A 24,342-nucleotide genomic window follows, 5' to 3' on the forward strand; every position below is an offset into this window, starting at 1 on the left:
TTTTTTTGGTTGGGATGAATGGGATTAAATATGGAATACTTAGAGCAGAGAGCTTCATTGTTATATTTCAAACTTACTAAACATTCTTATTACCTTGGTGTATTAAGCTGGGTGCATGTTCAAGATAGAATGTTTTCCTTAATTCAAATGTGCGAACCAGAAGATCCGACCTATAAGGCTGCAAATCGGCTGCTTTCATTAGAGGGTTATGATGGTGAGGGTGAAAGTTGGGGAGAGCCGGAAAGAAATAATAAACCCGGCTCTCTTGCTGAAGAAAGAAGCCCTAAAGGAAGAATACAACGTGATGACGATGGTTTTTATCATTTTCTATCACGGCATTCTAAGACCAAAGATTGGGAATTTCATCAAGCTGATGCTGATTTTTTCCCATCAGTTCCGCATGGACATTACAAAGGAAGAAAACAACCAAAGCTCGATGCATATCTCGGTTGGATCTACAAAGGTTCAACTCAAGATGGCCGTTTAAGTCGAGATGCAATCGTTGAACTATGGAATGATGAAGCTTTTAGAATGTTTGCAAAAACTTCGATCTCTTGGTTTATGGAGCAGAATCCGAATTTTAATTGGCGAGTCACAGACCCAATGTTGTTACCAAAAATGAGAAGGTACTAATAATTCTGTTTATTTCTCAGCTCCTTCCCGAACCAGAATAGCAAACATGTGCGTCTTTCTGGTTCGAGAAGGAGCCTTGCCGGGAGCGCAAGCTTTCTTGCGCCGGGGTGGCAAAGAACCCCGATGGCGCATTATGCGCCACGCTTTACCCCTTCCATAATTTTCTAAATTCCACTTCTGTTTTCTTACTGCCCCCCAGGACGCTTTTCGCCACTCTTCCTCCGTACATGCAATCGCATTGAAGGAGGTTTATATGCGCATGACACAACCCCGGGCATGGTGCCTGTTGGGTTTTTTGCTGATTTCGGGCGTTCAGGCCGCCGAGTCTGACGAGCTGGCGCTGGTAATGAATCAGTTGGATCAAGTGCAGCTCGCGCTAGAACGCGCCCGTGTTGTCGCCGTTCAGGATGGACAGAACGGGCGCTTCTATTTCGATTATCTGAGGGCAACGCAGGACATCAAGGCGATTCGCCAGGGGATCGGTATCTACCTGGAACCTTCCCGTGCTCAGCCCGTGCCTTCGGCCTCTCTCACCGGTCAGTACCGGATGGAGCGTCGCCCGTGAATGATGCCCAGACCAACGCATTTAAGGCGGCAAGTGGCAACGCCGATCCCGCACTGCTGAGCAAAGTGTTTATTGGTGCGCTGATTGCCCTGCTGATTTTGTGGGTGGGATGGGGTTTTCTGCATGTTTATCGGGGGTACGCGACAGGTCATATCAAAGAGCAGGCACTGGTGCGTTTTGCCATCCGCTCAGTCCTTCTCATCATCATCGCTATCTATCTCTTTGCCAGCTAAGCCTGGCTTCTCTTATAAGGAAATAACCATGTTTTGCTCTGCATTATCTTCTCTGCGTTTTTCTTTTCGTCTCTGGTGGGCGCGGGTTCTGACCGTTGCTCTGACCGGAATTTCTTCTGCCCACGCGGGGTTACCCACTGTTGAAGGTCCGAAAAGCAGCACCGACAGCTCTTTCTACGGTCAGATCTCCGGATACCTCAATGACGGTATCGTGCTGGGTGGGTTAATTCTTGCGGCAGTTGCCATGCTGGCCGTCGGTAACGCCATTATTGCCACCTTTGCCGAAGTTCGTGACGGAAAATCAACCTGGGCGAAATTCGGGATGCTTTGCGTTGTGGGGGTGATCCTGATCGTCGTGGTTATCTGGCTGGCGTCTAAGGCCGCAACGGTTCTGCTCTGAGGACAGCGTATGGCGACTATCGAATTTATGCCTGACAGGCTGAATGCTGAGCCGGTGGTGTTTCGTGGATTCACCACGCCGGAACTGGGATTTACCGCGCTGTTCAGCGTACTGGGCGGCCTCGTGGTCGCCATACCGGTTCTGCCATTTCTCGGCTGGATAGCCTTTCCGACCGTGGCGCTGTTAATGCCACTGGTTACGATTATTTTTGGCGGCAGGTTAATGGCGCGTTTTAAGCGCGGCAAGCCAGAAAACTACCTCTATCGCAGGCTGGATATGCTGTTAAGCCACTTTGGTCTGGGAACAAAAGGGTTGGTGCAAAACAGCCGGGTACTGGCATTGCGCCGTCTGCGTCCTGTGGTTCGCCGTCAGGAGGCCGTTCATGAGTAAGTTTAAAAATGCCCTGAATGCCCGTGACAATCATATCCGGACGCTCCGCGCTGCATGTGGGATTATGTTGGTGCTGTTAGTGTTGTCCATGCTTGGCTGGATGATGTCTCCGCGCAATCTGACCATTCACAATCCTCCCGATCTTCGCTCCGGCAGCTCCCGTCCGTGGTGGGAGATCCCTCCCTCAACGGTATATGCCTTCAGCTTTTATATCTTCCAGCAACTGAACAGTTGGCCGAAGGATGGTGACGTTGATTATCCCTATCGTATTGAGACGTTGTCGGCCTACCTGACACCGACCTGTCAGGAACTGCTGCATAAGGATGCGAAGCAGCGTAAGGACCTGGGCGAATCGCGGGATCGCGTGCGCGGTGTGTCGGAAATCCCTGAACGGGGCTACCGGGATGACAGCGTCACCATTATTGACCGCGATAACTGGCAGGTTCGTCTGGATTTGGTTACCGACGAATATGTTAACTCCGAGCCGGTTAAACGCTCGCTGGTGCGCTATCCGCTGAAAGTGGTGCGCTGGGATAAAAATCCGGAGGCTAACCCGTTTGGTCTGGCGCTGGATTGTCTCTCGGAAGCGCCGCAGCGTCTGGAAGCGGCCCCTGTGGTTAAGGAAGAGAAAAAGGGAGTGTTTAACTGATGAGTTTACGACGATTTTTACTGTCGCTGGCCTGTCTTGCCGCCTTACCGGCGCAGGCGGTTGAGCTGGTGAAGTGGGAGCGTATTCCGCTGCCGGTATCCCTGCATGTCGGGCAGGAGCGCATTGTGTTTGTGAACCGCAATGTGCGAGTGGGATTTCCGCCTGAACTAAAGGGGAAATTGCGCGTACAAAGTACCGGCGGCGCGGTGTACCTGCAACCCGGGGAGCAGTTTGCCCGTACCCGACTGGTCCTTCAGGATGTGGAGAACGGCGAGATGATCCTGTTGGATATCAGCGCCGAAGAGGGGAAAAACGTTCTGGAGCCAGTAAGCCTGGTGTATCAGGGGGAGGTCTCCAGCTCGACGGGGAACGGTGATGTTGCGGTGACCGACAATAAAACCGCAACAACTGGCGAACGACAGTCCACATCGAAACCGAAAGAGGAAAAATCCACCACGCCGCTGCCGGTGGCTTTAACCCGCTATGCCGCGCAAAGTCTGTACGCACCGTCACGAACGATTGAGCCGTTGCCCGGCGTGCATTCTATTTCGCTGGCGCTGCCGGACAAACTGACCTCATTGCTGCCGTCAGAATCCGTTGAAATTAAACCGCTGGCCGCATGGGAATTGCAGGGTTACAGCGTGGTGGCGCTGACCCTGCGTAATCAGCGTGCGGAGAAAGTGGTTCTCGATCCACGTCGTCTTCAGGGTAATTTTTACAGTGCGACATTCCAGCATCGCTGGCTGGGCGCGAGTGGCACGCCGGAAGACACCACGACGGTGTATCTGGTGACCAGAGGGCGTCCTGATGCCGCGTTTCTTCCTGAGCCAGTGAAGGCGAAAACAGGCAAAGGAGGGAAGGGCGATGCAGATTAAATCGAATACCCTGCTGAAGGTCATTGTGCCGGTGGTGTTGCTGTCGGCGGTGGTGATCGGCGTGAAATCCTGTGGCGGTTCGAAACAGACGCAGGACTCGGCGGATAACGCTACGGTGGCTGACCTGACCCAAGAAGAACTACGCATTCTCGGCATCGAGGGCGATACACCGCAGGATACGTTGCGTACGCTGGTTGGACGAATTAAAACGATCCAGAGCAGTCAGGAGAATCTGGAGAAACAGAATGCTGCGCTGGCCGAGGAAAACGCCCGCTTGCAAAATAAAGGCAGTAATGTGGACGGGCGCATCAATGACGCGGTTAATGCCGTTAAACAGGAAAGTACCCAGGCACAGCAAAAACTTCAGGCTGAACAGCAGCGGCTGGCTGGCCTGCTGGAATCATTAAAAAATACGGTTCCCGGCCCGGGAGCGGGTAGCAATACTCCCGCAGGTAGTGATTTACCTGTCGGGCTGGGGCTGGAAGATGCAGGGCAAGCCGAAACGGTGGCGCAAGGCACTGTCTGGATAGAACCGCAGGATGGTGTGCAACTGGATCGCAACGGTAAGCCGGTGACCGGTGCAGCAGCTGCGACCAATGGCACCGGCACATTCCAGTTTCCGACAGCGTTTGGTGGGCTGAATGACAATGAGATCACCCGTCAGAAAGCTGAGCTTGATCGTGTCGCGAAAAACCAGCAAGCCATTGAGGAAACCGATCTACCTGTTTACACCTTGCCGGAGAACTCCACGCTGGTCGGGAGCCAGGCGATGACCGCCCTGCTGGGGCGCGTGCCGATTGATGGCAAAGTGACCGACCCCTATCCCTTCAAGGTTCTTATCGGTAAAGAGAACCTGACCGCCAACGGTATCGAGCTGCCGGACGTTGAAGGTGCGATTGTGTCCGGTACGGCCACCGGTGACTGGGTGCTGTCCTGCGTACGCGGTGAAGTCCACTCTATTACGTTTGTCTTCACTGACGGTACGGTACGCACGGTGCCGCAGTCGGCAAAATCCAGCGATGGCAGCAACGGGAAATCCAATGGCGGCAGTATTGGCTGGCTGTCCGATGAGCACGGTATTCCGTGTCTGTCCGGCGACCGTAAAAGCAATGCCTCAACTTACCTCCCCACGTTATTTGCGCTGTCTGCTGCCGGTGCGGCCTCTGATGCAATGTCCGAAAGCCAGACCACAACAACCACTGACGGGACGTCCATCACCAGTACGCTTACCGGCAGCGCCGGACAGGCAGCGCTGGGCAAGGCGTTATCCGGCGGCACAAACGAGCTGGCGGAATGGGTGAAAGCGCGATACGGCCAGATGTTTGATGCGATTTACGTTCCTCCCGGCGCGAATGTTGCTGTGCATATTACCCGCCAGATCCCGATTGATTACGAAGAGAAGGGCCGCAAGGTCAAATACGATTTTGATGTCAGCCAGCAACACGAGCTGGATTAAGGAGACGCCATGAAAGGATACGGTTTATTCATGCTGGTCGCGTTGTTGCTGAGCGGTTGCAGTACCTCTAAAGATGAAATGCTGCCGCCCGGCGACAGCACCATGCTTGATATGTGGCAGAACAAAGCCAGCAGCGCCCGGACCACGACGGAGGCCCGGAGCGTGCTGCGCCGGGGGCTGAACGATGCGGATCTGGCAACCCGTCAGTCGCTGGAAGAGAGCTATACCCGCGATGCTCACAATGAGATCCAGCAGCTTTTTCCGCGCCTGCCCAATCCGGATATGGTGATTTATATCTATCCACATATGGCGGGAAATGAGCCAGCGCCGGTGCCGGGATACAGCTCGGTGTTCTCATTTTACAGCCGGGTGCAGTATGCGTTACCGGGCGAACGGCTGGAGGCACTCTGATGTTTAGTTTGTTCACAAAAAAACAGCCGCAGCCGGTGGAGGATGAATCGGTGCTGCCGTCACAGAAAAAGAGTGGCAGGCTGACGCAGGACGGTGTGCGCTCGCTGTACCCCAATAACACCTCGTTTATCGACTTCCTGCCGTGGGTGGAATACCTGCCGGAAAGCCAGAGCCTGCTGCTCGATGACGGTATTTCGGTGGGCGCCGTATTTGAAGTGGTGCCGGTGGGAACTGAAGGGCGCACCGGCGAACGGCTGGATGAGATCCGCGATATTGTTGAAGATGCGCTCCAGGACAGCTTTGACGAGCGGGACAGTCATCCGTGGGTCATCCAGTTCTTCTGTCAGGATGAAACCGATGTGACGGAATACATCGATAAGCTGCGCGGCTATGTCAAACCGTGGGCACAGGGAACGGCATTCACTGCTGCGTACCTGCATGAGATGGAACGCCATATGCGCGGCATCGCCGTACCAAAAGGTTTGTTTATCGACAAGGCCATTACTGGCGCACCGTGGCGCGGCCAGCAACGTCGTACCCGGATGGTGATTTATCGCTATGTCAATCCGGGTGTCTCTGAGCCATATTCCCCGCAAGAGCAGCTGAATCAGGTCTGCGAGCGGTTATCTTCGGCGCTGGCCGGGGCGGGGATTGTGACTGTCAGACAGAACGGCGAGCAGATCCATGCCTGGCTGTTGCGCTGGTTTAATCCCGAGCCTGACTGGGTGGATAAAGAGACGCTGTACAGCACGGCGGCGCATGTTGACACCCGCAACGGTGAGCTGCCGGTGCTTAACGATTTCAGCGAAACCCTGATGTTTACGCCGCCGCGCTCTGATGTGGAGAATGGCGTGTGGTGGTTCGACGAACGGCCGCATAAAGCCGTCAGTATTGATCGCATCCGCCGTGCGCCCTCGGTCGGCCACCTCACCGGCGAAACCCGTAAAGGGGAGAACATCAACGCGCTGATGGATTTGCTGCCGGAAGGAACGGTGATTTCTCTGACGCTGGTCGTGCAGCCGCAGGATGTGCTGGAAGAGCGCTTCAACCATCTGGCGAAAAACGCCATTGGCGAGAATACCGAGTCCGAACGTGTCCGGGCCGATGCCGATACGGCCAAAAGCTATCTGGGTGAACGGCATAAACTGTACCGCGCCAGCATGACCTTCTTTCTCTCCGGAGAGTCACTGAAAATCCTCAACAGCCGCCAGCGCGATCTGACGGCCATCCTGCTTAACGCCGGGTTGCAACCGGTGAAGCCGGAATACGATGTGGCACCGCTGAACGGCTACCTTCGGGCGCTACCGATGTGCTTTAACCCGACGCTGGATAAGAAGAACTGGTACACCCGCCTGACATTTGTTCAGCATATGGCAAATATGCTGCCGGTGTTTGGCCGTGACACCGGCACTGGTCATCCGGGATTTACCTTCTTTAACCGGGGCGGTGCGCCGCTGACGTTCGATCCGCTTAACAGCGCCGACCGTTCCAAAAACGCGCATCTGGTCCTGTTTGGCCCGACCGGCTCGGGTAAGTCGGCGACGCTCAACAGCCTGTTTGCCCAACTAATGGCGATTCACCGGCCACGCCTGTTTATTGCGGAAGCGGGTAACTCATTTGGCCTGTTTGCCGATTATTGCGCGGAGCTGGAGCTGTCGGTGAACAAGGTCAGCATCAAACCGGGTTGCGGCATTTCGCTGGCCCCGTTTGCTGATGCGTACAAGCTGATTGAAGCGCCGGTGAAAGCCGTTGATGAGAGTGAGCTGAGTGAACGTATCGAGGTGGAGGAAATGGACGACGGCGATGCGGAGGAAGAGCGCGATATTCTGGGCGAGCTGGAGATTGTGGCGCGTCTGATGGTCACCGGTGGGGAAGCCAAAGAAGAGGCGCGGCTGGAGCGTGCCGATCGGGGCATGATGCGCGAGGCGATTCTGGCCGGGGCGCGTAAAGCGTGGGATGAAGACAGACAGATGATCACCGGTGATCTTCAGGATGCCTTTTACGCCTTCGCGCAGGATGAGTCCCGCCCGGAAGTTCGCCGCGCCCGGGCGCAGAACATGGGTGAATCGCTAGGCGTGTTTATGCAGGGCTTCCTGGGCGAGCTGTTTAACCGCCCGGGGCAGAACTGGCCGGAAGCGGATGTCACGCTGATTGACCTGGGCACGCTGGCGCGTGAAGGCTATGAAGCGCCGCTGGCGGTGGCCTATACCTCGCTGGTCAATACCATCAACAATATCGCCGAACGTGACCAGTTTCTGGACCGGGAGATCGTCTTCCCGACCGATGAGGCGCATATGATTACCACCAACCCGCTGCTGGCCCCGTATGTGGTTAAGGTGGTGAAGATGTGGCGTAAGCTCGGCGCGTGGCTGTGGCTGGCAACGCAGAACCTGGAAGACTTCCCGGCCACGGCCAAGAAGATGCTCAATATGATCGAATGGTGGCTGTGTCTGGTGATGCCGCCTGAAGAGGTGGAAGAGATCGCCCGGTTTAAAAAACTTACCGCTGAGCAAAAAGCGATGTTGCTTTCTGCGACCAAAACGCCGCGCTGCTACACCGAAGGCGTGGTGCTGGCAAGCCGTATCGAGGCGCTATTCCGGGCTGTGCCGCCGAGCCTGTATCTGGCGTTGGGCATGACCGAGAAGGATGAGAAAGCGGCACGTCGGGCGTTGATGGTTGAACACGGTATTAGCGAGCTGGACGCAGCGAAGCGGATTGCGCACCAACTCGATATCGCCCGTGGGATTGCCACGGAGGAGGCGGCATGATGCGGTTCAGAACCAGGGTGTTAGACGTTGTGGAAGGTAATATTTCGAATACCGGCGTGTTGTTTGATGCGCCGCCACAGGGTAATCCGCGAATTAGCCAGCGCCATCATGCGCAACTGGCGGAATTATGTCGCCAGATCCGTCAGCGGGTAGGGGAGAAGGCGATATTTACTTATTCGCCCCATCGTGTGGCCGGGCATAACTGCCTGGCCGCTCAGGTAGAGGGGAAGACGGGAACGGTTAACCTGCTGCTGACAGTTACTGGCAGTCTGCGCTGGCCTGCTATGGATGATTACGTACATGGGGTGCGCTGGTATATCAATGTGCCTGATGCGGTGGATGTGGTTTATTTTTTATTCGAGTTGGCGAGGCGTTTGTCCTAATTTGAAGGGGCATTTTAATTTGCCCCTGTACCTTCAAGTATATAATACCGAACTATCTCCAACTCATTCTACCTGATTCGGCTGCTAGTTCTTTTAAAAACAACTCCAAGATTTGTTGGTCATTATTGGCAAATCCTTGTTCTAAGAATGCCATATTCTTTTTAGGGTTTTTTAATTCTTCAGTAATGGTTCTGAATGACGAACTGTTCCATCCTACTCTTCCTACCGGAATGTTGATGAAGTTCTCTCTTATTGCACCTGATTTGATAAGCTCTTGTAAATTATCCATGCCTTTTGTTTCATCATCAAAATAGGCTAAGGATGCCAAGGTTTCAAATTTATCAAAAACTAATTCGAAGTTTGCTGAAACTCCCGAAAAACTGGTTTTCCATTCAGATATAATATCTAGAAGATGGTCACTGAGCGCTGTTTTTCTTCTCTCTAACCCCTCTAAATGTTTCCATGTATCTCTGCCACCATCCCATTTCCATAGAAATAAAGATGAAACTATTGAACTGTCGTTGTCATATCTATTAGGAAGAGATGTGAGAAATAATGAATGAAGATCAGCCCATCTTTTGGCGAGCGTGAGTCCGGTTGCGTAAGCTGTCATTATTAATACGGCAGGATATGCTCTTAGATCTATCCATACAGATAATCCACCGTTATGGTTTTGTGCGTTATGCATAACAGTGCGTATGATTTCAGTAACCAGTAAAACATCATTTTCGTTTCCCCAACGCCCTAAAACTCCGACTATTCGGCCTAAAGCCTCTGTTGCTGATTCATACAAGGCTACCCGTTGCTGAAATTCTTCTGGACTCCATTGGCCTTGGGTTGTGAACTTTTCGTTGCTGATATTTTCCAGTAATCTCTCAACTTCTCCAGCGATTAACTCATCTAATTGGATGCGGTGTTCGGGCTTTGAAAGATATTTTTTTGTGCTGTTTGTCAATAGTTCGATACTTAATGGGTTTTGCCGTTGGCTTTGTTCGAGAATACTGACTCGTTGTTGTAGAGTATGAAAAAAATCATCTGCACCATTAATTGAAATGATCTTGGCTTGACGATGATTTGCCAGATCGTTGGCTCTTTCTCCCAATCCGCCTCGTGCCGCCCAGAACATGGGATAACGCCTGCTAGGTGAGCGTGTAAATGCAGCTCGTAACGCATGGTCCCATTCCCCGGACCATCCACAAATGATCATGCCATGCTCATCAATGATTCTGTCTAATATTGTATTGAATTCAACAGGGTAGTGTTCTAATTCACTATCAGTATTAAGTATTCTGGCATCTTTATAGTCACCATGAATTTTGAGGATGTAACATTGGCTATGGATTAACGGCTCTGCACCTTGTAAAGAGTCCAGTGTAGAAACTACGGTTGGCTCAATTCCTTCATCACGTAATGCATTTTCCATCAATCGGTCAAAATTAGTGGTGATAATGACTCGAATATGACCGGTGCTGACCAATTTAGCTATAGCCCGGTGAGCTTGAGTTGGCGTTTTTTTTCCTTCTGCTCTATCTTCTTCGTTTGGCTCAATATAGCTGTGTAAAATCGATCGACGTTCATCTGGGGAAATTGCAATGTCTTCCAGAAGGGATGAATAATTAGGCTCAGTTCCTGTTGTTTCTCTATACCATTTAGCCCAGTCAGATTGTTCCTTTTCACCCTGTGCTAAAGCGACGCGTCTAACGAGATCAATAGTGATTTCCCAGCCTGTGGGAATCTCTGCTGATCGAGACAATCCAGAACCCAGGAGAATTGCAAAGACCCCCTTGTTCTCATGAATTGAAAAAGCTAACTGTGTCAAAGGATCATTTTTTAATAGGGTCATTTTTTTCTCTATGTAGTTGATCATGTTCTATAAAGTATTAAGTTACTCCTATCGGAATAATTTTCAAAATCTCATTTCCGTTTGTTTGCTGTGTCCTTCAATAACTCCGCGCATTCTGTGATTTTCCCCATCACAGGAGTGCATTATGAGATCTTCAAAGTTCATGATCCCGCTGCTGACCGTTGCTGTTCAGGCACCGGCAGCGACCGTTGTTTACACAGATAGTCATCATCCCCCATCGAACGCTTCCAGCGACCAGGTGGTTTACCTCGATGCCCCGGATACCGTTCAGCGCCAGCTGTTTGGTGAGTTGCCTGCTGACCCGGTACAGGCGGAGCAGGTTGCGAAAACCATTATCCAGTCACCGGACTGGCAGCAAAAACAGCAACAAATCGGACAGGCGTACCAGGGCGTGCTACAGGCATACAGCCTGAAACTGGCGAAGTATCCCGCCGTGGTGTTTGACGACCGCTACGTGGTTTACGGCACGGCAGATGTTGCGGTAGCTGAAGCTCGTCTTGCTGAATTTCAGGGGGCGCGATGATGAAACAGCTTCGACGGCACCGGCTGGCGATTGCATTAGCGTTTGGTTGTGCTGCTCAGCCCTTTGCGGCCGGAGCGATTAACTCCGCGCAGATCATCGCCAGTGCGTTGTCCCCCCAGTGCCTGGAATACAAAATCGTTGGTATTTGCTACTGGCTGCTTTGTACGCCCGTGGGCTGCGTTGTAAAGACCTCCACCAAAGTACGCCATTACATCCCTAACGTGGTTGTTTCCAGCTACAACCAGACGGGCAGTAATCCCTGGACGGAAATGTCGTTTCTGGGAACGGGCCTTTCCGGTATTGCTGAAGGTGGCGGTGCGAATGAGCAGAAACGCACCGAGCGGAAAGATAACCTGCAATTCAAAAATGCGGATGTTATTGGTCATCCGGCGCTGGCCGCGCCCGTTTTCAATAAGTTTATGGGACAAATGGGGTATACCTGTTCCGGTCCGGCCACGGCGATGATGCCGTATCTTCTCAGTACCCTTGATGCGGTGATGTGGCGATCTGGCTTGCCGGAGTCGTTTTATCCGGAAGCGATGACGCCCGGACTGCGTGAAGTGGGTTCTACAATGGGCGCGAATATGTGGGGGAACGTTTATCCCCGTAGCGGTTTTGTCACTCAGGTTGATGACTATAAAGCGGCAGCGGTCGTTGCACAGCGTGCGGCAGATGTTGTCACCCGTACTGGGCAAATTCACGTCTATCAACCGATGACGGCCAGAGCCAGCCCGGGCTACTGGCCTCCTTCGCCGGTCACGGAAAACACCGGCACCCGTAATCATAAATGGCAGCAGCTCACGCCGTCGCTGTCCACATCCTGTGCTGTCTTTCCGGACAGCCCCAATCCCATTGCAACCGATGGCAATTACGCCTGGGCACTATGGCAACCCTACAGCTGCTGTAAGCGCCGTGGTCAGACGTTCCTCTACAGCATCGATTATCAATAACAAGGAGAGTGAGTATGACAAATAAACGCATAGTTCTTGCAGGTGCTCTGATGGGATGCCTTGCGCTGAGCCTTCCGGCCCGGGCGGTTTTCGACCTGGATAATGATGTGATTAACACCGATTCCAGTAAGGGGTTGAAAGGTGCAGTAAACGATAACCTCTTTTACACCATCGGTGGTGGGACGGTGATATCGCAGCCGCCCAGCAACAACAATATGGAAAAACTGGGCATGGGGATCAGCTGGAACAGTGACCTGATGTGCGGCAATTTTGATATCAATACTACCGTTAAAAACCAGCTCAATGGCGCGACCAGCGGCTTTAAAGACATGATGAGCAACGTGATCAGCAGCGCCACCGGCGCGGTAGCAAGTTTGCCTGCGATGATCATCCAGCGGGCAAACCCAGGCTTGTATGAACTGCTGACCAACGGCGTGCTTCAGGCCAATGTCTCGTTTGATAAAGCCCAGCTTAATTGCCAGAACATGTCGAAGAAAATGGCGGATTACACCACGTCCAGCCAGTGGACGCAGGCGGCAATAGGGGAAGAGTTTAAGAATATTGTCTCCACCACACCGGATGCGGTGGCTGCGGATAACCAGCTAAAAACCTCCACCGGCAAAGAGGGGGTGAAGTGGATTGGTGGGCAAAAACGCGGCGGTAGCGGTCAGCCTGCAATTAAACCCACGCATGACCTGGCGAAAGCGGGCTTCAATATTCTGAATAAGCAGTCTGTAACCAGTAGCGGCGGCGTCAGCGGATCGGCCTGCAATGGCTCTTTGTGCAAGAAGTATAAGACCAGCGAAGAAGCGGCGGAAGCCGTTGTTAAAGTGCTTGGCGACAGGGCAATTCGTACCTGTTCCGAGGCCAGCGATTGCAGCAGCGGCGGCGTGGAAAACGAACCTGGCGCATCAACTGCCGGTGTCGGTTTCTCACCGATGCTGGAAGAGACCACGCAGGAGAATCTGGAAATCCTTGTGAAGCTGGTTAACGGAAACCTGACGCCCAACTCGACCAATCTGGCTACGCTGAAAACGGGTGATCTGGCTGTATCGCGCGGAGTTATTCAGGCGCTGAAGGATGACCCGGATAACGCTGCGCTGGTACAGCGTCTTGCCAGCGAACTGGCGATGTCAGAGACCATTTCTACCGCGCTGGGTATGCGCCGGATGCTGATGGCCGGTCAGTCGGAACCGAACGCGGCGGATCAGACAATGGCGCTTGATGAGTCCGACCGTCGCCTAGAGTTCCTCGACCGTGAGGTGCTGGCGCTGAAGAACGAAATGGAGATCCGCAAAGCGATCAGCAACAACTCCATTCTTGTCACGCTGACGCGCCAGGAAAGCCGTGAGGCCGATCATGGTCTGCGTCAGCCGGTGCAGCAGAATGATGACGCCATGCAGAACTTGAATCAGAAGGTGGAGGAATAAGATGGACGTTATTCGTAAACCACTCTGGCAGCGAGTGTTGCGGGTCTCACTATTCTGTATTGTCGCCATACTGGCTCTCGGGGGGGTTAGCTTCACGCTGTTGCATTTCGCGGGTAGCGAAACGGAACTAAGGACGTGGTTGCTTCAGATAAAAACGCCGCTCCTGTTCTGGCGACTGGCGCTGTACACGGTTATCACGTTTTTCTGGCTGCACCGTGTCCGGGGCTATTTCCTGCGTCACTGTACCCGGCGCTTTCAGGTTTACCGGCTGGAAATAATGACGGTTTGCCTGTTCGTGATGATTGAAATCACCAGTTCGCGTTGGGGGATGTGATGACGGCTGACAGCTATCTGGAAATGGTGCTGGTCTTTATGGGCTGGCTCATCAATAACGCACTGTGGATGATTATTACCACCACAGGGATTTTTGCCATTCCGCTGGCGTTCAAAATCGCCGGTGTCTGGCTGAAGGTTCGGGAAGAAGGAGATGACGAAGGCAACAAAGGGGCGCTAGCGCTGCCGCGAATGGAACACGTTCTGTATGTCGCGTTTGTGGTGATCATGTTCTGTGCTATGCCGATGCAGGATATCGATATCACAACGATGAAGTTTGATCGCACCCGTTCAGCTCAATGTGGTGTGAATGTGCCTAAACCGGATGAATCCGGCTATGGGCCTTTGATTGCGGAGTTTAATGGTCAGACGGCGAAAATCCCTGCGTGGTGGTATCTGGTGCATTCGCTGTCCAAAGGGGTGACCCATGCGGCCATCGCCTCAATCCCCTGCGGGAATGACTTCCGGTTGTTACGCTTTGAGGTTCAGCACACCAAGTTGATCGATCCTATCATCCGGGAGGAAGTTCAGGAGTTTGCCAGCCAGTGCTATGCGAAGTCGTATTATAAGCTGAAGAACAGTAATCCGAAACTGACCGCCGCCACGATTGATTCAGTTGGCTGGATTGGTTCCGATTATTTTCTCAATACTTCAGGGTATTACGACTATTACACCTCAACGTCACCGCGAGCTGCGTGGCCGTATAGCGAAAGCCGGGACAGTGGGTATCCCAATGTTGGCCGTGGCGGCTACCCAACCTGTAAAGACTGGTGGAGCGCATCGAGTAAAGGGCTGAAAAGCCGCCTGCTGGAAAGCTTTGATACCCGCACGGTCAATATGATGAAGGCAAAGTCCCCCGCGAACTGGGAGGAAAGTCTGCTGCGCTGGCTGGTGAGTCCGCAAAACACGCAATTGTCTGGTGGTGGCGATACTTACATGATGGGTAACCAGCAAGGGCAGGGAACGGGCATCGATACCGGTATTAAGCAGGCGCTGAGCGGTCTTGGTGCGCTTTCTGCTCAGGTGACGCAGCTCCCGGCGTTTGATGCTCTGCGGCAGGCGCTGCCGATGGTTCATGCTGTTTTGTTGATGGCTATTGTGGTGTGTATCCCACTGGTTATGTTGTTCGGTGCGTACGACCCGAAGGTGGTGGTCACCATTACTTTTGCGATGTTTGCGCTGATATTCGTTCCGTTCTGGTGGGAGCTTGGCGGCTGGCTGGATGACAAGCTCATCGAGCTGATGTACGCCAGCTACAAGGGGTATACGAACAGCTTCAATAACTGGCTTGCCAGTACCGGTTCGGATGGCTGGATCATGAATCTGGTGCTGGGAGCGATGTATGTAATGTTGCCCATGTTCTGGTTTGGGGCGGTGAGCTGGAGCGGTGTTCAGATCGGTGGCGCTTTATCTTCAGTGGTGGATAAGGCTTCACAAGGGGCGAAGGATGCTGGTGCTAAAGGGCCTGGAGTCGCTGGAGAGGTAGTCAAAACGGTAGCAACAAAAGGCGCATCCAAAGGAAAAGGTTAGTTTAAAAAATAGGCTGTGAATACAATGCGTCACAGCCATTTTAACGTTAGGCTGCTGTGCCTTCTCTGAACAATTTTACACAGTGTTCAATTAGCCCTCATCCTGAATAGGAAGGTTTCATCCTGTGTATAGATGCATTTTTTATCTCTTCTCTTTGTTAATATATTCGAAAAAACAAATATGAGTTTGACTTCTGGTATCTGTAGAGAGAGACTGCTAAACAACAGCTGGAGACAACTATTATGTCGCGATTCTCACCCCTACAACTCTTCAAAAATCTTTCTGATGAAACCCGTCTGGGCATCGTGCTGCTGCTCAGGGAAATGGGAGAGTTATGCGTCTGTGATCTTTGCGCGGCGCTGGATCAGTCGCAGCCTAAGATCTCCCGTCATCTGGCAATGCTCCGGGAAAGTGGTCTATTACTGGATCGCAAACAGGGCAAGTGGGTTCACTACCGCTTATCCCCGCATATTCCTTCCTGGGCCGCTCAGGTGATTGAGCAGGCCTGGTTAAGCCAACAGGACGACGTACAGGCCATCGCCCGTAAGCTGGCATCGGCAAACTGCTCTGGTAGCGGTAAGGCTGTTTGCATCTAAAAAATTTGCCTGAACATATATGTTTTTTCAAATGTGAGGTATTCAGAATGAAGACGTTAACGGTGTTTGACCCGGCAATGTGCTGCAGTACCGGCGTATGTGGCTCAGATGTCGATCAGGTTCTGGTTGATTTTTCTGCTGATGTGCAGTGGCTGAAAGGACGTGGCGTACAGGTTGAACGTTACAACCTGGCGCAGCAGCCCATGAGCTTTGTTCACAATGAGAAAGCGAAAGCATTCCTCGAAGCATCTGGAGCAGAAGGGCTTCCGCTACTGTTGTTGGACGGTGAAACGGTGATGGCTGGGCGATACCCAAAACGCGCTGAGCTGGCTCGCTGGTTCGGTATTCCGCTGGAGAAGGTAGGGTTAGCTCCCACCAGTTGCTGTGGTGGTAATACTTCCTGTTGCTGAATATGTCAGGAGGACATATGAAATTCTTACAGAATATCCCGCCTTACCTGTTTTTTACTGGCAAGGGAGGTGTAGGAAAAACTTCCATTTCCTGCGCGACAGCTATCCGCCTTGCCGAACAGGGTAAGCGGGTTTTGCTGGTCAGTACCGACCCGGCCTCCAATGTCGGTCAGGTATTCGATCAGGCTATCGGTAACACGATTCGCCCTGTGACAGCAGTTCCTGGACTTTCCGCACTGGAGATTGATCCGCAGGAAGCCGCCCAGCAATATCGGGCCAGAATCGTTGATCCTATCAAAGGTCTTCTGCCTGATGACGTTGTTAACAGTATCAGCGAGCAGCTTTCAGGAGCCTGTACCACTGAGATTGCGGCGTTTGATGAGTTCACCGGCTTATTGACAGACGCTTCCCTGCTGACCCGTTTCGATCACATCATTTTTGATACAGCGCCGACGGGTCACACGATTCGCCTTCTCCAGCTTCCTGGTGCCTGGAGTAGCTTTATTGAAAGCAATCCAGATGGTGCTTCTTGTCTTGGCCCAATGGCCGGGCTGGAAAAGCAGCGTGAGCAGTATGCTCATGCGGTAGAGGCGTTATCCGATCCTGAAAGTACCCGCCTGGTTCTGGTTGCACGACTGCAAAAATCTACGCTGCAGGAAGTCGCCCGCACCCATGAAGAACTCGCCGCAATTGGCCTGAAAAACCAGTACCTGGTGATTAATGGTGTGCTGCCTAAAGCCGAAGCTGAACATGACGCCCTGGCCGCTGCGATATGGCAACGTGAGCAGGAGGCGCTGGCAAATCTTCCTGCCGGTTTATCTGAGCTACCGACAGATACCCTATTACTACAGCCAGTCAATATGGTTGGTGTTTCAGCATTGAAGGGACTGCTGAATACCCGTTCTGAGGCATTACCGCCCCCGGTAACGAACATCCGGTACACGCCTGAAAACTTATCACTCTCTGGCCTGGTCAATGATATCGCTCGCAGTGAACACGGCCTGATTATGCTGATGGGCAAAGGTGGTGTAGGGAAAACCACGATGGCTGCTGCCATCGCCGTCAGGCTGGCGGATATGGGATTTGATGTCCATCTCACCACCTCAGATCCCGCTGCACATCTCAGTTCAACGCTCAATGGAAGTCTCAAAAATCTGCAGGTCAGCCGAATCAACCCTCACGATGAAACTGAACGCTATCGCCAGCATGTTCTTGAGACGAAAGGCAGGGATCTGGATGAGGCAGGGAAACGGCTGCTCGAAGAGGATTTACGTTCTCCTTGCACGGAAGAGATTGCGGTGTTCCAGGCGTTCTCACGCGTAATCCGTGAAGCAGGCAAACGGTTTGTGGTCATGGATACGGCACCCACCGGGCATACGCTATTACTGCTTGATGCTACCGGGGCTTATCACCGTGAGATTGCCAGGAAGATGGGGGATAAAGGTCATTTTACCACTCCGATGATGCAGCTTCAGGACCCGGAACGTACCAAAGTCCTGCTGGTCACTCTGCCTGAAACCACACCTGTACTGGAAGCTGCAAACCTGCAGTCCGATCTTGAGCGTGCGGGAATTCATCCTTGGGGCTGGATTATCAATAACAGCCTTTCCATTGCGGATACGAGTTCTCGGTTGCTTTGCCAGCGCGCCCAGCAGGAACTGCCTCAGATTGAGGCTGTTAAGAATCAGCACGCTGACCGTATAGCGCTTGTTCCGGTATTGGCGTCAGAACCCGCCGGTATTGAAAAGCTCAGAGAGTTGATGAGTTAATTTTTTTGCATATACAGGGCGGCAAAGTCGCCCTGTCAGGAGGTTTTATGTTACTGGCAGGCGCTATTTTTGTCCTGACCATTGTTTTGGTTATCTGGCAGCCGAAGGGGTTAGGCATCGGCTGGAGCGCGACGCTGGGTGCGGTACTGGCTCTGATATCTGGCGTTGTGCATGTTGGCGATATTCCGGTGGTGTGGAATATCGTCTGGAACGCGACGGCGACCTTTATTGCCGTAATTATTATCAGCCTGCTGCTTGATGAGTCCGGTTTTTTCGAATGGGCAGCGCTGCATGTTTCCCGCTGGGGTAACGGTCGTGGACGTTTGCTCTTTACGTATATCGTTCTGCTCGGCGCAGCGGTGGCGGCACTGTTTGCCAACGATGGTGCGGCACTTATTCTGACGCCGATAGTCATCGCCATGCTGCTGGCATTAGGGTTCAGCAAAGGCACTACACTGGCATTTGTCATGGCTGCCGGGTTTATTGCCGATACGGCCAGCCTGCCGCTTATCGTGTCGAACCTGGTGAATATCGTCTCGGCGGACTTCTTTGGTCTGGGATTCACCGAATATGCGTCGGTAATGGTGCCGGTGGATATTGCAGCCATTGTTGCCACGCTGGTTATGCTGCATCTTTTCTTCCGCAAAGATATTCCGCCGACTTACGACCTGGCTCTCCTGAAAGCACCGGCAAAAGCGATTAAAGATCTGGCAACCTTCAGAACCGGTTGGATCGTGTTGATCCTTCTTCTGGTTGGCTTTTTCGTCCTTGAGCCGTTGGGTATCCCGGTCAGCGCGATTGCTGCTGTAGGGGCTTCCATTCTGTTTGCGGTGGCGAAACGAGGTCATGCCATTAACACCGGCAAAGTGCTGCGTGGCGCACCCTGGCAGATCGTCATCTTCTCATTGGGGATGTACCTGGTGGTCTACGGCCTGCGCAACGCCGGGCTAACCGAATACCTTTCCAGTGTGCTAAACGTGCTGGCAGACAAAGGTCTTTGGGCCGCGACGTTTGGTACTGGCTTCCTGACGGCTTTCCTGTCTTCCATCATGAACAACATGCCTACCGTGCTGGTTGGCGCTCTCTCTATTGATGGCAGCACCGCAACAGGCGTTATCAAAGAGGCGATGATCTATGCCAACGTGATTGGCTGCGATCTGGGGCCGAAAATCACACCGATTGGTAGCCTGGCAACGCTGCTTTGGCTGCATGTCCTTTCACAGAAGAATATGACCATCACCTGGGGATACTATTTCCGCACCGGGATCGTCATGACTCTGCCTGTGCTGTTTGTAACGCTGGCAGCGCTGGCGCTACGTCTCTCTTTCACTTTGTAATGAGATACTGATATGAGCAACATCACCATTTATCACAACCCAGCCTGCGGCACGTCGCGTAATACGCTGGAGATGATCCGCAACAGCGGTATCGAGCCGACCGTTATTCTTTACCTTGAGACTCCACCTTCACGCGATGAGCTGGTCAAACTCATTGCGGATATGGGCATTTCCGTCCGTGCTTTGCTGCGTAAGAACGTCGAGCCGTATGAGGAACTGGGTCTTGCAGAAGATAAATTTACTGACGACCAGCTCATCGACTTTATGCTGCAGCATCCGATTCTGATCAACCGTCCTATCGTAGTGACGCCACTGGGAACTAAACTTTGCCGTCCTTCTGAAGTCGTTCTGGATATCCTTCCAGATGCCCAGAAAGCGGCTTTCACCAAGGAAGACGGTGAAAAAGTCGTTGATGATGCAGGTAAAAGACTGAAATAAAGATGAAGGGGGCATTTGCCCCCTCCATTATTACTTCGCCATTTCTTCCAGCAGGTCAATACCAACCGGCTCTTCGCTCTGTAGCGCTGTTAATGCAATACGCTTTGCATACTGCTCTTCCACATCAGAGATGAGAGGCAGCTCGCGGTTCGCCCTGGTCTTCAGGAAGGGTGAAGCTGGTTCAGCTGCCGCCAGGCTGTTATTCACAACCCATGCCCATGGCTCGATGCCAGCGCGACGTAAATCCTGCTGTAGGTTCGCCGCTTCCAGTACTGGTGTCGTTTCGGCAAGCGTCACGATAATCACCTTTGTCTTCTCCGGGTCCTGCAATTGCATCATTGGCGTCATCACATGGTCATGTGTTTGCCCCATCTGACGCACCATTTCCCGGTGATAGGCTCCTGTTGCATCCAGTAGCAGAAGTGTGTGACCCGTTGGCGCTGTGTCCATAATGACAAAATGGTCGTCAGCCTCTTTGATGATCCGCGAGAATGCCTGAAAGACGGCGATCTCTTCAGTACATGGCGAGCGGAGATCTTCCTCCAGCACTGCTAGTCCCTCAGCGTCTAATCCTTTGCCCTGATTTTCCAGCACAAAGCGGCGATAGCGCTCTGTCTCCACCTTCGGGTCGATACGGCTAACCTGAAGATTTGGCAGCGAGCCATCCAGGGTGTAAGACAGATGTGCCGCCGGATCGGATGTGGTCAGGTGGACCTTGTGACCACGCTTAGCCAGCGATACCGCTACCGATGCCGCTACGGTCGTTTTACCCACTCCGCCTTTACCCATCGTCATGACCAGCCCTTTGCCTGTCTGGCTGAGTTCATCTACCAGTGAGGCAAGTTTCGGTAAATCCAAAGTATTCAGCGTGGTAGCAGGGAGCGGCAGCGAGGCTTTGTTCTCCGTAAATAACTGACGCAGGGCTTCCAGACCGACCAGATTAAATGGCTTCAGATACAACTGCGAGCGGGGAAGGTTCGCCAGGTTCTCTGGCATTGCCTGTAATGCTTTTTCTTCCCGAGCCAGAATACTTTGCGCCAGCGGATCATTTTCACCTGCAAACGGCGGCAGCACACCATTAATGGCAAGGTGTTGATGCTGCAAACCAATTGCATACAGCTCATCGTGCGTATGAGAGACTTCTTTCAGTGTTGAAGTCTGGGCGCGGGCAACCAGAACCAGACGTGTGAGTGCAGCATCAGAGAGCGCCTTAACCGCGTCTGAGTACTGGTGCTGTTGTTTCTCCAGCCCCACCAGCGGCCCGAGGTTAGCGGCGGCATCAGGGTTCGCTTCGAGATAACCGCTCCATGCCCCCGGCAACTCAAGCATACGGATGGTATGACCGGTTGGCGCAGTATCAAATACGATATGGTCATACTTTTCCCGCAACTCATGGTTGGTAAGAAGACCAGTAAACTCATCAAATGCCGCGATTTCCGTAGTGCATGAACCGGAGAGCTGTTCTTCAATGCTGCTGACCACATCGGCTGGCATCAGTCCACGAACCGGGTCGAGTACTCGGTCACGATAAGCCTGTGCTGCAGCCATCGGATCAACTTCCATCGCGGCAAGATTTTCTACGGTTCTGATATCTGTGATTCGGTGGCCGATAGTCTGGCTAAAGACTTGGCCGACATTGGAAGCCGGATCGGTACTCACCAGAAGCGTTCTCTTACCCTGATCGGCCAGCCATACCGCAGTAGCACAGGCCAGGGATGTTTTACCCACGCCACCTTTGCCAGTGAAGAAGATGAACGGGGGAATGTCTTTCAAAAATGGCATATTCATCAGTGATTGCTCCTCTGGAATTAAGGCATACGTGGAATGCTGCAGCAGCGTGGTTGCGTGCTGTCTTCACTCCAGTCCTGACTAAGCGGAATACCTGCCCAACGGGCGATATCTTCACGAGTTGGCAGTTTGCCTGCCATCACTAGCTTGCCGTCGAGCAAGGTGACAGGGAGAGACTCCATCCCTGATGTGTTCAGAAACTCTTTAATGACCGGCGAGTTCAGGAACTGCTGCGGATTCTTCGCAAGGCTGTAGCGCTGTATATCAACGCCATTCTTTTTCGCCCATTCGGCGCTGGCGTTCCATTTGACGGTTTCGTCACTGACTACAACGCTGCTGGTTGCACAGCAGCCTGCTGCTTCAAAGATCTCAATTTTTGACATGGACTGTTTACCTCAGTGTTTAGTCATTTGGCTTTACACTGAGGTAAACGAAGGTGGTGGGGAAAAGATGCGCGATTAATTCATTTTTTTGTGGCAGCAGACGGAAGACGTGTCATCCGCCTCGATCTGACAAAGTTCTGTCATAGTCTCTTTCAGGTGTTTTCTGGCCCGAAGTAGTCGGGATTTAAACGCCGTAAGCGTGATTCCCAGTTCATCGGCCAGAGACTGCTGGGGACGCCGGTTAAGGTCGGATTCTTCAATCAACCACCGCTCATCTTCATGTAATGCCTGCAATGTTTCAGGCAGGCAAATATCCAGCGTTGAGATTGCATCAGGGGATGGATCAGTTAATGGGGCATCATCTTCCAGCTCAACGAATTCCCTGATGGTGCGGTACTCATCAATCAGCAGATTCCTCGCCGCCCGATACAGCCAGGCTCGCGGATTCTCCATTTCGCAGAAACTGTCTGAATGAGCGCGGGCACGCAGGAATAGCTCTTGCAGAAGGTCTGCTGCTTTTTCGCTATCACCTGTCTTCGATATCAGAAAGCGAGAGAGTTCGGCTTCATGTTGCCGCCAGAACACGCTCATGCAGTTGTTGAATGCCGTTACATCACTCATACCAGCCCTCAAATTTTGCTCTGATTAACCCGCCGGGAAAGTTCTTCTGCAGACTCTTTTCGTTCGCTGTAGCGATCAACGAGATAGGCTGAGTTACCTCGGGTCAGCAGAGTAAATTTCACCAGTTCTTCCATCACATCCACGATACGGTCGTAGTACGATGACGGCTTCATGCGTCCATCTTCATCAAACTCCTGCCAGGCTTTTGCCACAGAGGACTGATTCGGGATGGTGATCATCCGCATCCAGCGGCCAAGAATTCGCATCTGGTTTACGGCATTGAAAGACTGAGAGCCACCGCAGACCTGCATAACGGCCAGTGTCTTACCCTGCGAAGGGCGAACAGCGCCTTCTGATAACGGTATCCAATCAATCTGGGCTTTCATGATGCCGGTCATCGCACCATGGCGTTCAGGGGAACACCACACCATCCCTTCGGACCAACGAACCAGCTCGCGCAGTTCCATGACTTTAGGATGTGAGTCAGGCGCATCATCAGGAAGAGGCAAGCCTGAGGGATTGAAGATCCGAACCTCTGCGCCCATGGCTGTCAGCAATCTTGCCGCTTCTTCCGTTGCCAATCGGCTGTAAGAGCGTTCACGTACAGAGCCGTATAGCATGAGGATTCGCGGCGGATGAGGAACGGCAGGAACGCCTAATTTGGGCTCAGTGATCGAGGTATCGAATAAGCCTGCATCAATATTCTTCAGATCACCTGTCATTATGCTTCTCCATTATTTTGGGGCGTAGCTAAGCTATCATTACTGCCTAGGCAGCATTCTTCAGTCAGGAAAGTAATGAGCGACTCAAGGTTTTCATAATTGGCATGGCAAAAAAGCGTTCTGCTCTGCCGCTCCTGTCTAACCAGAGATACCGATATCATTGATGACAGGTGGTGGCTCAATGTTGAAGCCGGAATTTCAAGTCGTTTTTGTAGCTCACCGACTGGGAGTCCCTCATGACCAGCCTTGATCAACTCTTTGTAAATACTCAGTCTTGTGTGATGTCCCAGCTCTTTCAAAACTGATACAGCTAAGTCTATGTTCATAAGTATTCTTGTGATTAAATGATTTCATGTTTCTAGAATAATGGAAATATTAATGTTATACAATATCGATTGTGCTTAACACACAAGACATTGTTTATTAGTGTATTTTTTACACTGATATTGTCTTGGAGAGAAGGATCTATCTGGAGTGTATCGAGGTGCATTAACTCATTTCTGAAGAGTTAAGCATCATTATCAAAATGCACATTCTTGTCGTTGTTATGCCGATAACCTGCATGCAAGGTTTTATCTTCTGTCGATGAGTCAGTGGGGGGAGTGGTTTTACTACCAGCACTGACAATTGCCATCATGATGGAGAAGAGCATCTTTATGGCTTCGGCTAACCCACTGAACAATACACTCCAGATATCTGATTGCTTGGATGGAACATTATCCTTTTTCATTTTGCTTACTCATATAATTATCCGTAATGTTTTAAACATACGATAACTATATGTTTAAGGCAATATTTTTGTATTGTTAATATCTACCAAAGAATTAATCCATTTTTATAATCAATAGTTTTGGCTTCTTTTATTATGTCGAACTTATACATTCC

Annotated in this window: 28 protein-coding genes; 21 read left to right on the forward strand and 7 right to left on the reverse strand. The window is 52.1% G+C overall.

The genetic code is table 11. The annotated features are described in order from the left end of the window. Positions 1-30 precede the first annotated feature (30 nt). The 11 genes from BZK40_RS24585 to BZK40_RS23905 all read left to right on the forward strand — a co-directional run bounded on the left by BZK40_RS24585 (position 31) and on the right by BZK40_RS23905 (position 8,763). Positions 31-633, forward strand: coding sequence for a hypothetical protein (locus BZK40_RS24585; RefSeq protein ID WP_139762124.1), 603 nt, complete (start codon positions 31-33; stop codon positions 631-633). A 253-nt stretch (positions 634-886) separates the two neighbouring features. Then, on the forward strand, positions 887-1,198 hold the full coding sequence (locus BZK40_RS23860) for an integrative conjugative element protein, RAQPRD family (protein WP_079935415.1): 312 nt from the start codon (positions 887-889) through the stop codon (positions 1,196-1,198). Further along, positions 1,195-1,431, forward strand: a complete 237-nt coding sequence (locus BZK40_RS23865) for a TIGR03758 family integrating conjugative element protein (protein WP_079935416.1) — start codon at positions 1,195-1,197, stop codon at positions 1,429-1,431. Before BZK40_RS23860 ends, BZK40_RS23865 begins: the two co-directional genes overlap by 4 nt. Before the next feature lie 28 nt (positions 1,432-1,459). Then, a complete protein-coding gene (locus BZK40_RS23870; protein ID WP_079935417.1) occupies positions 1,460-1,831 on the forward strand; it encodes a TIGR03745 family integrating conjugative element membrane protein in 372 nt (123 codons plus the stop codon). A gap of 9 nt (positions 1,832-1,840) precedes the next feature. Beyond that, positions 1,841-2,221: a TIGR03750 family conjugal transfer protein gene (locus tag BZK40_RS23875; protein WP_079935418.1), complete on the forward strand. Its 381-nt coding sequence runs from the start codon at positions 1,841-1,843 to the stop codon at positions 2,219-2,221. Then, entirely contained in the window at positions 2,214-2,870 is a 657-nt protein-coding gene (locus BZK40_RS23880; RefSeq protein WP_079935419.1) for a PFL_4703 family integrating conjugative element protein, read from the forward strand. The genes BZK40_RS23875 and BZK40_RS23880 overlap by 8 nt, the downstream gene beginning before the upstream one ends. After that, positions 2,870-3,745, forward strand: coding sequence for a TIGR03749 family integrating conjugative element protein (locus tag BZK40_RS23885; RefSeq protein ID WP_079935421.1), 876 nt, complete (start codon positions 2,870-2,872; stop codon positions 3,743-3,745). Before BZK40_RS23880 ends, BZK40_RS23885 begins: the two co-directional genes overlap by 1 nt. Next, positions 3,735-5,201: a TIGR03752 family integrating conjugative element protein gene (locus BZK40_RS23890; RefSeq protein WP_079935422.1), complete on the forward strand. Its 1,467-nt coding sequence runs from the start codon at positions 3,735-3,737 to the stop codon at positions 5,199-5,201. Before BZK40_RS23885 ends, BZK40_RS23890 begins: the two co-directional genes overlap by 11 nt. A 9-nt stretch (positions 5,202-5,210) precedes the next feature. After that, on the forward strand, positions 5,211-5,612 hold the full coding sequence (locus BZK40_RS23895) for a TIGR03751 family conjugal transfer lipoprotein (protein ID WP_023218700.1): 402 nt from the start codon (positions 5,211-5,213) through the stop codon (positions 5,610-5,612). Next, positions 5,609-8,380, forward strand: coding sequence for a conjugative transfer ATPase (locus BZK40_RS23900; protein ID WP_172111216.1), 2,772 nt, complete (start codon positions 5,609-5,611; stop codon positions 8,378-8,380). Before BZK40_RS23895 ends, BZK40_RS23900 begins: the two co-directional genes overlap by 4 nt. Next, positions 8,377-8,763 carry a hypothetical protein gene (locus BZK40_RS23905; protein WP_079935424.1) on the forward strand — a complete coding sequence of 129 codons (387 nt, stop codon included), beginning with the start codon at positions 8,377-8,379 and terminating at the stop codon, positions 8,761-8,763. Before BZK40_RS23900 ends, BZK40_RS23905 begins: the two co-directional genes overlap by 4 nt. A 52-nt stretch (positions 8,764-8,815) precedes the next feature. On the opposite strand, the gene BZK40_RS23910 is transcribed toward BZK40_RS23905, so the two are convergent. After that, on the reverse strand, positions 8,816-10,630 hold the full coding sequence (locus BZK40_RS23910; protein ID WP_216350551.1) for an SIR2 family protein: 1,815 nt from the start codon (positions 10,628-10,630) through the stop codon (positions 8,816-8,818). 121 nt (positions 10,631-10,751) lie between these two features. Between BZK40_RS23910 and BZK40_RS23915 the strand changes: the two genes are divergently transcribed. From BZK40_RS23915 to arsC, 10 genes are all read left to right on the forward strand, one after another. Then, on the forward strand, positions 10,752-11,150 hold the full coding sequence (locus tag BZK40_RS23915; RefSeq protein ID WP_079935426.1) for a TIGR03757 family integrating conjugative element protein: 399 nt from the start codon (positions 10,752-10,754) through the stop codon (positions 11,148-11,150). Then, entirely contained in the window at positions 11,150-12,100 is a 951-nt protein-coding gene (locus BZK40_RS23920; protein WP_172111218.1) for a TIGR03756 family integrating conjugative element protein, read from the forward strand. Before BZK40_RS23915 ends, BZK40_RS23920 begins: the two co-directional genes overlap by 1 nt. A gap of 14 nt (positions 12,101-12,114) precedes the next feature. Continuing rightward, entirely contained in the window at positions 12,115-13,530 is a 1,416-nt protein-coding gene (locus BZK40_RS23925) for an integrating conjugative element protein (protein ID WP_079935428.1), read from the forward strand. 1 nt (position 13,531) lies between these two features. Continuing rightward, positions 13,532-13,864 carry a hypothetical protein gene (locus BZK40_RS23930; protein ID WP_079935430.1) on the forward strand — a complete coding sequence of 111 codons (333 nt, stop codon included), beginning with the start codon at positions 13,532-13,534 and terminating at the stop codon, positions 13,862-13,864. After that, the gene (locus tag BZK40_RS23935) at positions 13,864-15,393 is read left to right on the forward strand and encodes a conjugal transfer protein TraG N-terminal domain-containing protein (protein WP_079935433.1); all 1,530 of its coding nucleotides are present in this window, start codon (positions 13,864-13,866) and stop codon (positions 15,391-15,393) included. Before BZK40_RS23930 ends, BZK40_RS23935 begins: the two co-directional genes overlap by 1 nt. A gap of 242 nt (positions 15,394-15,635) precedes the next feature. After that, on the forward strand, positions 15,636-15,989 hold the full coding sequence (arsR, locus tag BZK40_RS23940; RefSeq protein WP_079935436.1) for an As(III)-sensing metalloregulatory transcriptional repressor ArsR: 354 nt from the start codon (positions 15,636-15,638) through the stop codon (positions 15,987-15,989). 47 nt (positions 15,990-16,036) lie between these two features. Further along, on the forward strand, positions 16,037-16,399 hold the full coding sequence (gene arsD / locus BZK40_RS23945; protein ID WP_079935437.1) for an arsenite efflux transporter metallochaperone ArsD: 363 nt from the start codon (positions 16,037-16,039) through the stop codon (positions 16,397-16,399). A gap of 17 nt (positions 16,400-16,416) precedes the next feature. Continuing rightward, a complete protein-coding gene (gene arsA / locus BZK40_RS23950) occupies positions 16,417-18,168 on the forward strand; it encodes an arsenite efflux transporter ATPase subunit ArsA (protein WP_079935438.1) in 1,752 nt (583 codons plus the stop codon). Positions 18,169-18,215: 47 nt separating this feature from the next. After that, the gene (gene arsB, locus BZK40_RS23955; protein ID WP_079935439.1) at positions 18,216-19,505 is read left to right on the forward strand and encodes an arsenite efflux transporter membrane subunit ArsB; all 1,290 of its coding nucleotides are present in this window, start codon (positions 18,216-18,218) and stop codon (positions 19,503-19,505) included. Positions 19,506-19,517: 12 nt separating this feature from the next. Then, positions 19,518-19,943: a glutaredoxin-dependent arsenate reductase gene (arsC, locus tag BZK40_RS23960; RefSeq protein ID WP_039556180.1), complete on the forward strand. Its 426-nt coding sequence runs from the start codon at positions 19,518-19,520 to the stop codon at positions 19,941-19,943. 30 nt (positions 19,944-19,973) lie between these two features. Here the strand turns inward: arsC and arsA (BZK40_RS23965) are convergent, their stop codons facing one another. The 6 genes from arsA (BZK40_RS23965) to BZK40_RS23990 all read right to left on the reverse strand — a co-directional run bounded on the left by arsA (BZK40_RS23965) (position 19,974) and on the right by BZK40_RS23990 (position 24,187). Beyond that, on the reverse strand, positions 19,974-21,731 hold the full coding sequence (gene arsA, locus BZK40_RS23965) for an arsenical pump-driving ATPase (RefSeq protein WP_079935440.1): 1,758 nt from the start codon (positions 21,729-21,731) through the stop codon (positions 19,974-19,976). Positions 21,732-21,751: 20 nt separating this feature from the next. Next, positions 21,752-22,114, reverse strand: coding sequence for an arsenic metallochaperone ArsD family protein (locus BZK40_RS23970; protein ID WP_079935441.1), 363 nt, complete (start codon positions 22,112-22,114; stop codon positions 21,752-21,754). A gap of 75 nt (positions 22,115-22,189) precedes the next feature. After that, on the reverse strand, positions 22,190-22,735 hold the full coding sequence (locus BZK40_RS23975; RefSeq protein ID WP_079935442.1) for a sigma-70 family RNA polymerase sigma factor: 546 nt from the start codon (positions 22,733-22,735) through the stop codon (positions 22,190-22,192). Between the two features lie 8 nt (positions 22,736-22,743). Beyond that, positions 22,744-23,457 (reverse strand): arsenical resistance protein ArsH, encoded by a 714-nt coding sequence (arsH, locus tag BZK40_RS23980; protein WP_079935443.1) that lies wholly within the window; start codon positions 23,455-23,457, stop codon positions 22,744-22,746. Next, complete coding sequence (locus BZK40_RS23985) at positions 23,457-23,783, reverse strand: ArsR/SmtB family transcription factor (RefSeq protein WP_079935444.1); 327 nt, start codon at positions 23,781-23,783, stop codon at positions 23,457-23,459. The genes arsH and BZK40_RS23985 overlap by 1 nt, the downstream gene beginning before the upstream one ends. Positions 23,784-23,965: 182 nt before the next feature. Next, positions 23,966-24,187: a hypothetical protein gene (locus tag BZK40_RS23990; RefSeq protein WP_079935445.1), complete on the reverse strand. Its 222-nt coding sequence runs from the start codon at positions 24,185-24,187 to the stop codon at positions 23,966-23,968. Between the last annotated feature and the right edge of the window lie 155 nt (positions 24,188-24,342).

Source organism: Citrobacter portucalensis, from assembly GCF_002042885.1.
Lineage (GTDB): Bacteria > Pseudomonadota > Gammaproteobacteria > Enterobacterales > Enterobacteriaceae > Citrobacter > Citrobacter portucalensis.

Coding starts and splice junctions, on each gene's coding strand:
- BZK40_RS23890 (WP_079935422.1), top strand. CDS start 3,735: ATGCAGATTAAATCGAATACCCTGCTGAAGGTCATTGTGCCGGTGGTG.
- arsA (WP_079935438.1), top strand. CDS start 16,417: ATGAAATTCTTACAGAATATCCCGCCTTACCTGTTTTTTACTGGCAAG.
- BZK40_RS23920 (WP_172111218.1), top strand. CDS start 11,150: ATGAAACAGCTTCGACGGCACCGGCTGGCGATTGCATTAGCGTTTGGT.
- BZK40_RS23935 (WP_079935433.1), top strand. CDS start 13,864: ATGACGGCTGACAGCTATCTGGAAATGGTGCTGGTCTTTATGGGCTGG.
- BZK40_RS23875 (WP_079935418.1), top strand. CDS start 1,841: ATGGCGACTATCGAATTTATGCCTGACAGGCTGAATGCTGAGCCGGTG.
- BZK40_RS23925 (WP_079935428.1), top strand. CDS start 12,115: ATGACAAATAAACGCATAGTTCTTGCAGGTGCTCTGATGGGATGCCTT.
- BZK40_RS23985 (WP_079935444.1), bottom strand. CDS start 23,783: ATGAACATAGACTTAGCTGTATCAGTTTTGAAAGAGCTGGGACATCAC.
- arsA (WP_079935440.1), bottom strand. CDS start 21,731: ATGAATATGCCATTTTTGAAAGACATTCCCCCGTTCATCTTCTTCACT.
- BZK40_RS23880 (WP_079935419.1), top strand. CDS start 2,214: ATGAGTAAGTTTAAAAATGCCCTGAATGCCCGTGACAATCATATCCGG.
- BZK40_RS23990 (WP_079935445.1), bottom strand. CDS start 24,187: ATGAAAAAGGATAATGTTCCATCCAAGCAATCAGATATCTGGAGTGTA.
- BZK40_RS23915 (WP_079935426.1), top strand. CDS start 10,752: ATGAGATCTTCAAAGTTCATGATCCCGCTGCTGACCGTTGCTGTTCAG.
- BZK40_RS23910 (WP_216350551.1), bottom strand. CDS start 10,630: ATGATCAACTACATAGAGAAAAAAATGACCCTATTAAAAAATGATCCT.
- BZK40_RS23975 (WP_079935442.1), bottom strand. CDS start 22,735: ATGAGTGATGTAACGGCATTCAACAACTGCATGAGCGTGTTCTGGCGG.
- BZK40_RS23870 (WP_079935417.1), top strand. CDS start 1,460: ATGTTTTGCTCTGCATTATCTTCTCTGCGTTTTTCTTTTCGTCTCTGG.
- BZK40_RS23895 (WP_023218700.1), top strand. CDS start 5,211: ATGAAAGGATACGGTTTATTCATGCTGGTCGCGTTGTTGCTGAGCGGT.
- BZK40_RS24585 (WP_139762124.1), top strand. CDS start 31: ATGGAATACTTAGAGCAGAGAGCTTCATTGTTATATTTCAAACTTACT.
- arsD (WP_079935437.1), top strand. CDS start 16,037: ATGAAGACGTTAACGGTGTTTGACCCGGCAATGTGCTGCAGTACCGGC.
- arsB (WP_079935439.1), top strand. CDS start 18,216: ATGTTACTGGCAGGCGCTATTTTTGTCCTGACCATTGTTTTGGTTATC.
- BZK40_RS23885 (WP_079935421.1), top strand. CDS start 2,870: ATGAGTTTACGACGATTTTTACTGTCGCTGGCCTGTCTTGCCGCCTTA.
- BZK40_RS23970 (WP_079935441.1), bottom strand. CDS start 22,114: ATGTCAAAAATTGAGATCTTTGAAGCAGCAGGCTGCTGTGCAACCAGC.
- arsC (WP_039556180.1), top strand. CDS start 19,518: ATGAGCAACATCACCATTTATCACAACCCAGCCTGCGGCACGTCGCGT.
- BZK40_RS23860 (WP_079935415.1), top strand. CDS start 887: ATGCGCATGACACAACCCCGGGCATGGTGCCTGTTGGGTTTTTTGCTG.
- arsR (WP_079935436.1), top strand. CDS start 15,636: ATGTCGCGATTCTCACCCCTACAACTCTTCAAAAATCTTTCTGATGAA.
- BZK40_RS23905 (WP_079935424.1), top strand. CDS start 8,377: ATGATGCGGTTCAGAACCAGGGTGTTAGACGTTGTGGAAGGTAATATT.
- arsH (WP_079935443.1), bottom strand. CDS start 23,457: ATGACAGGTGATCTGAAGAATATTGATGCAGGCTTATTCGATACCTCG.
- BZK40_RS23930 (WP_079935430.1), top strand. CDS start 13,532: ATGGACGTTATTCGTAAACCACTCTGGCAGCGAGTGTTGCGGGTCTCA.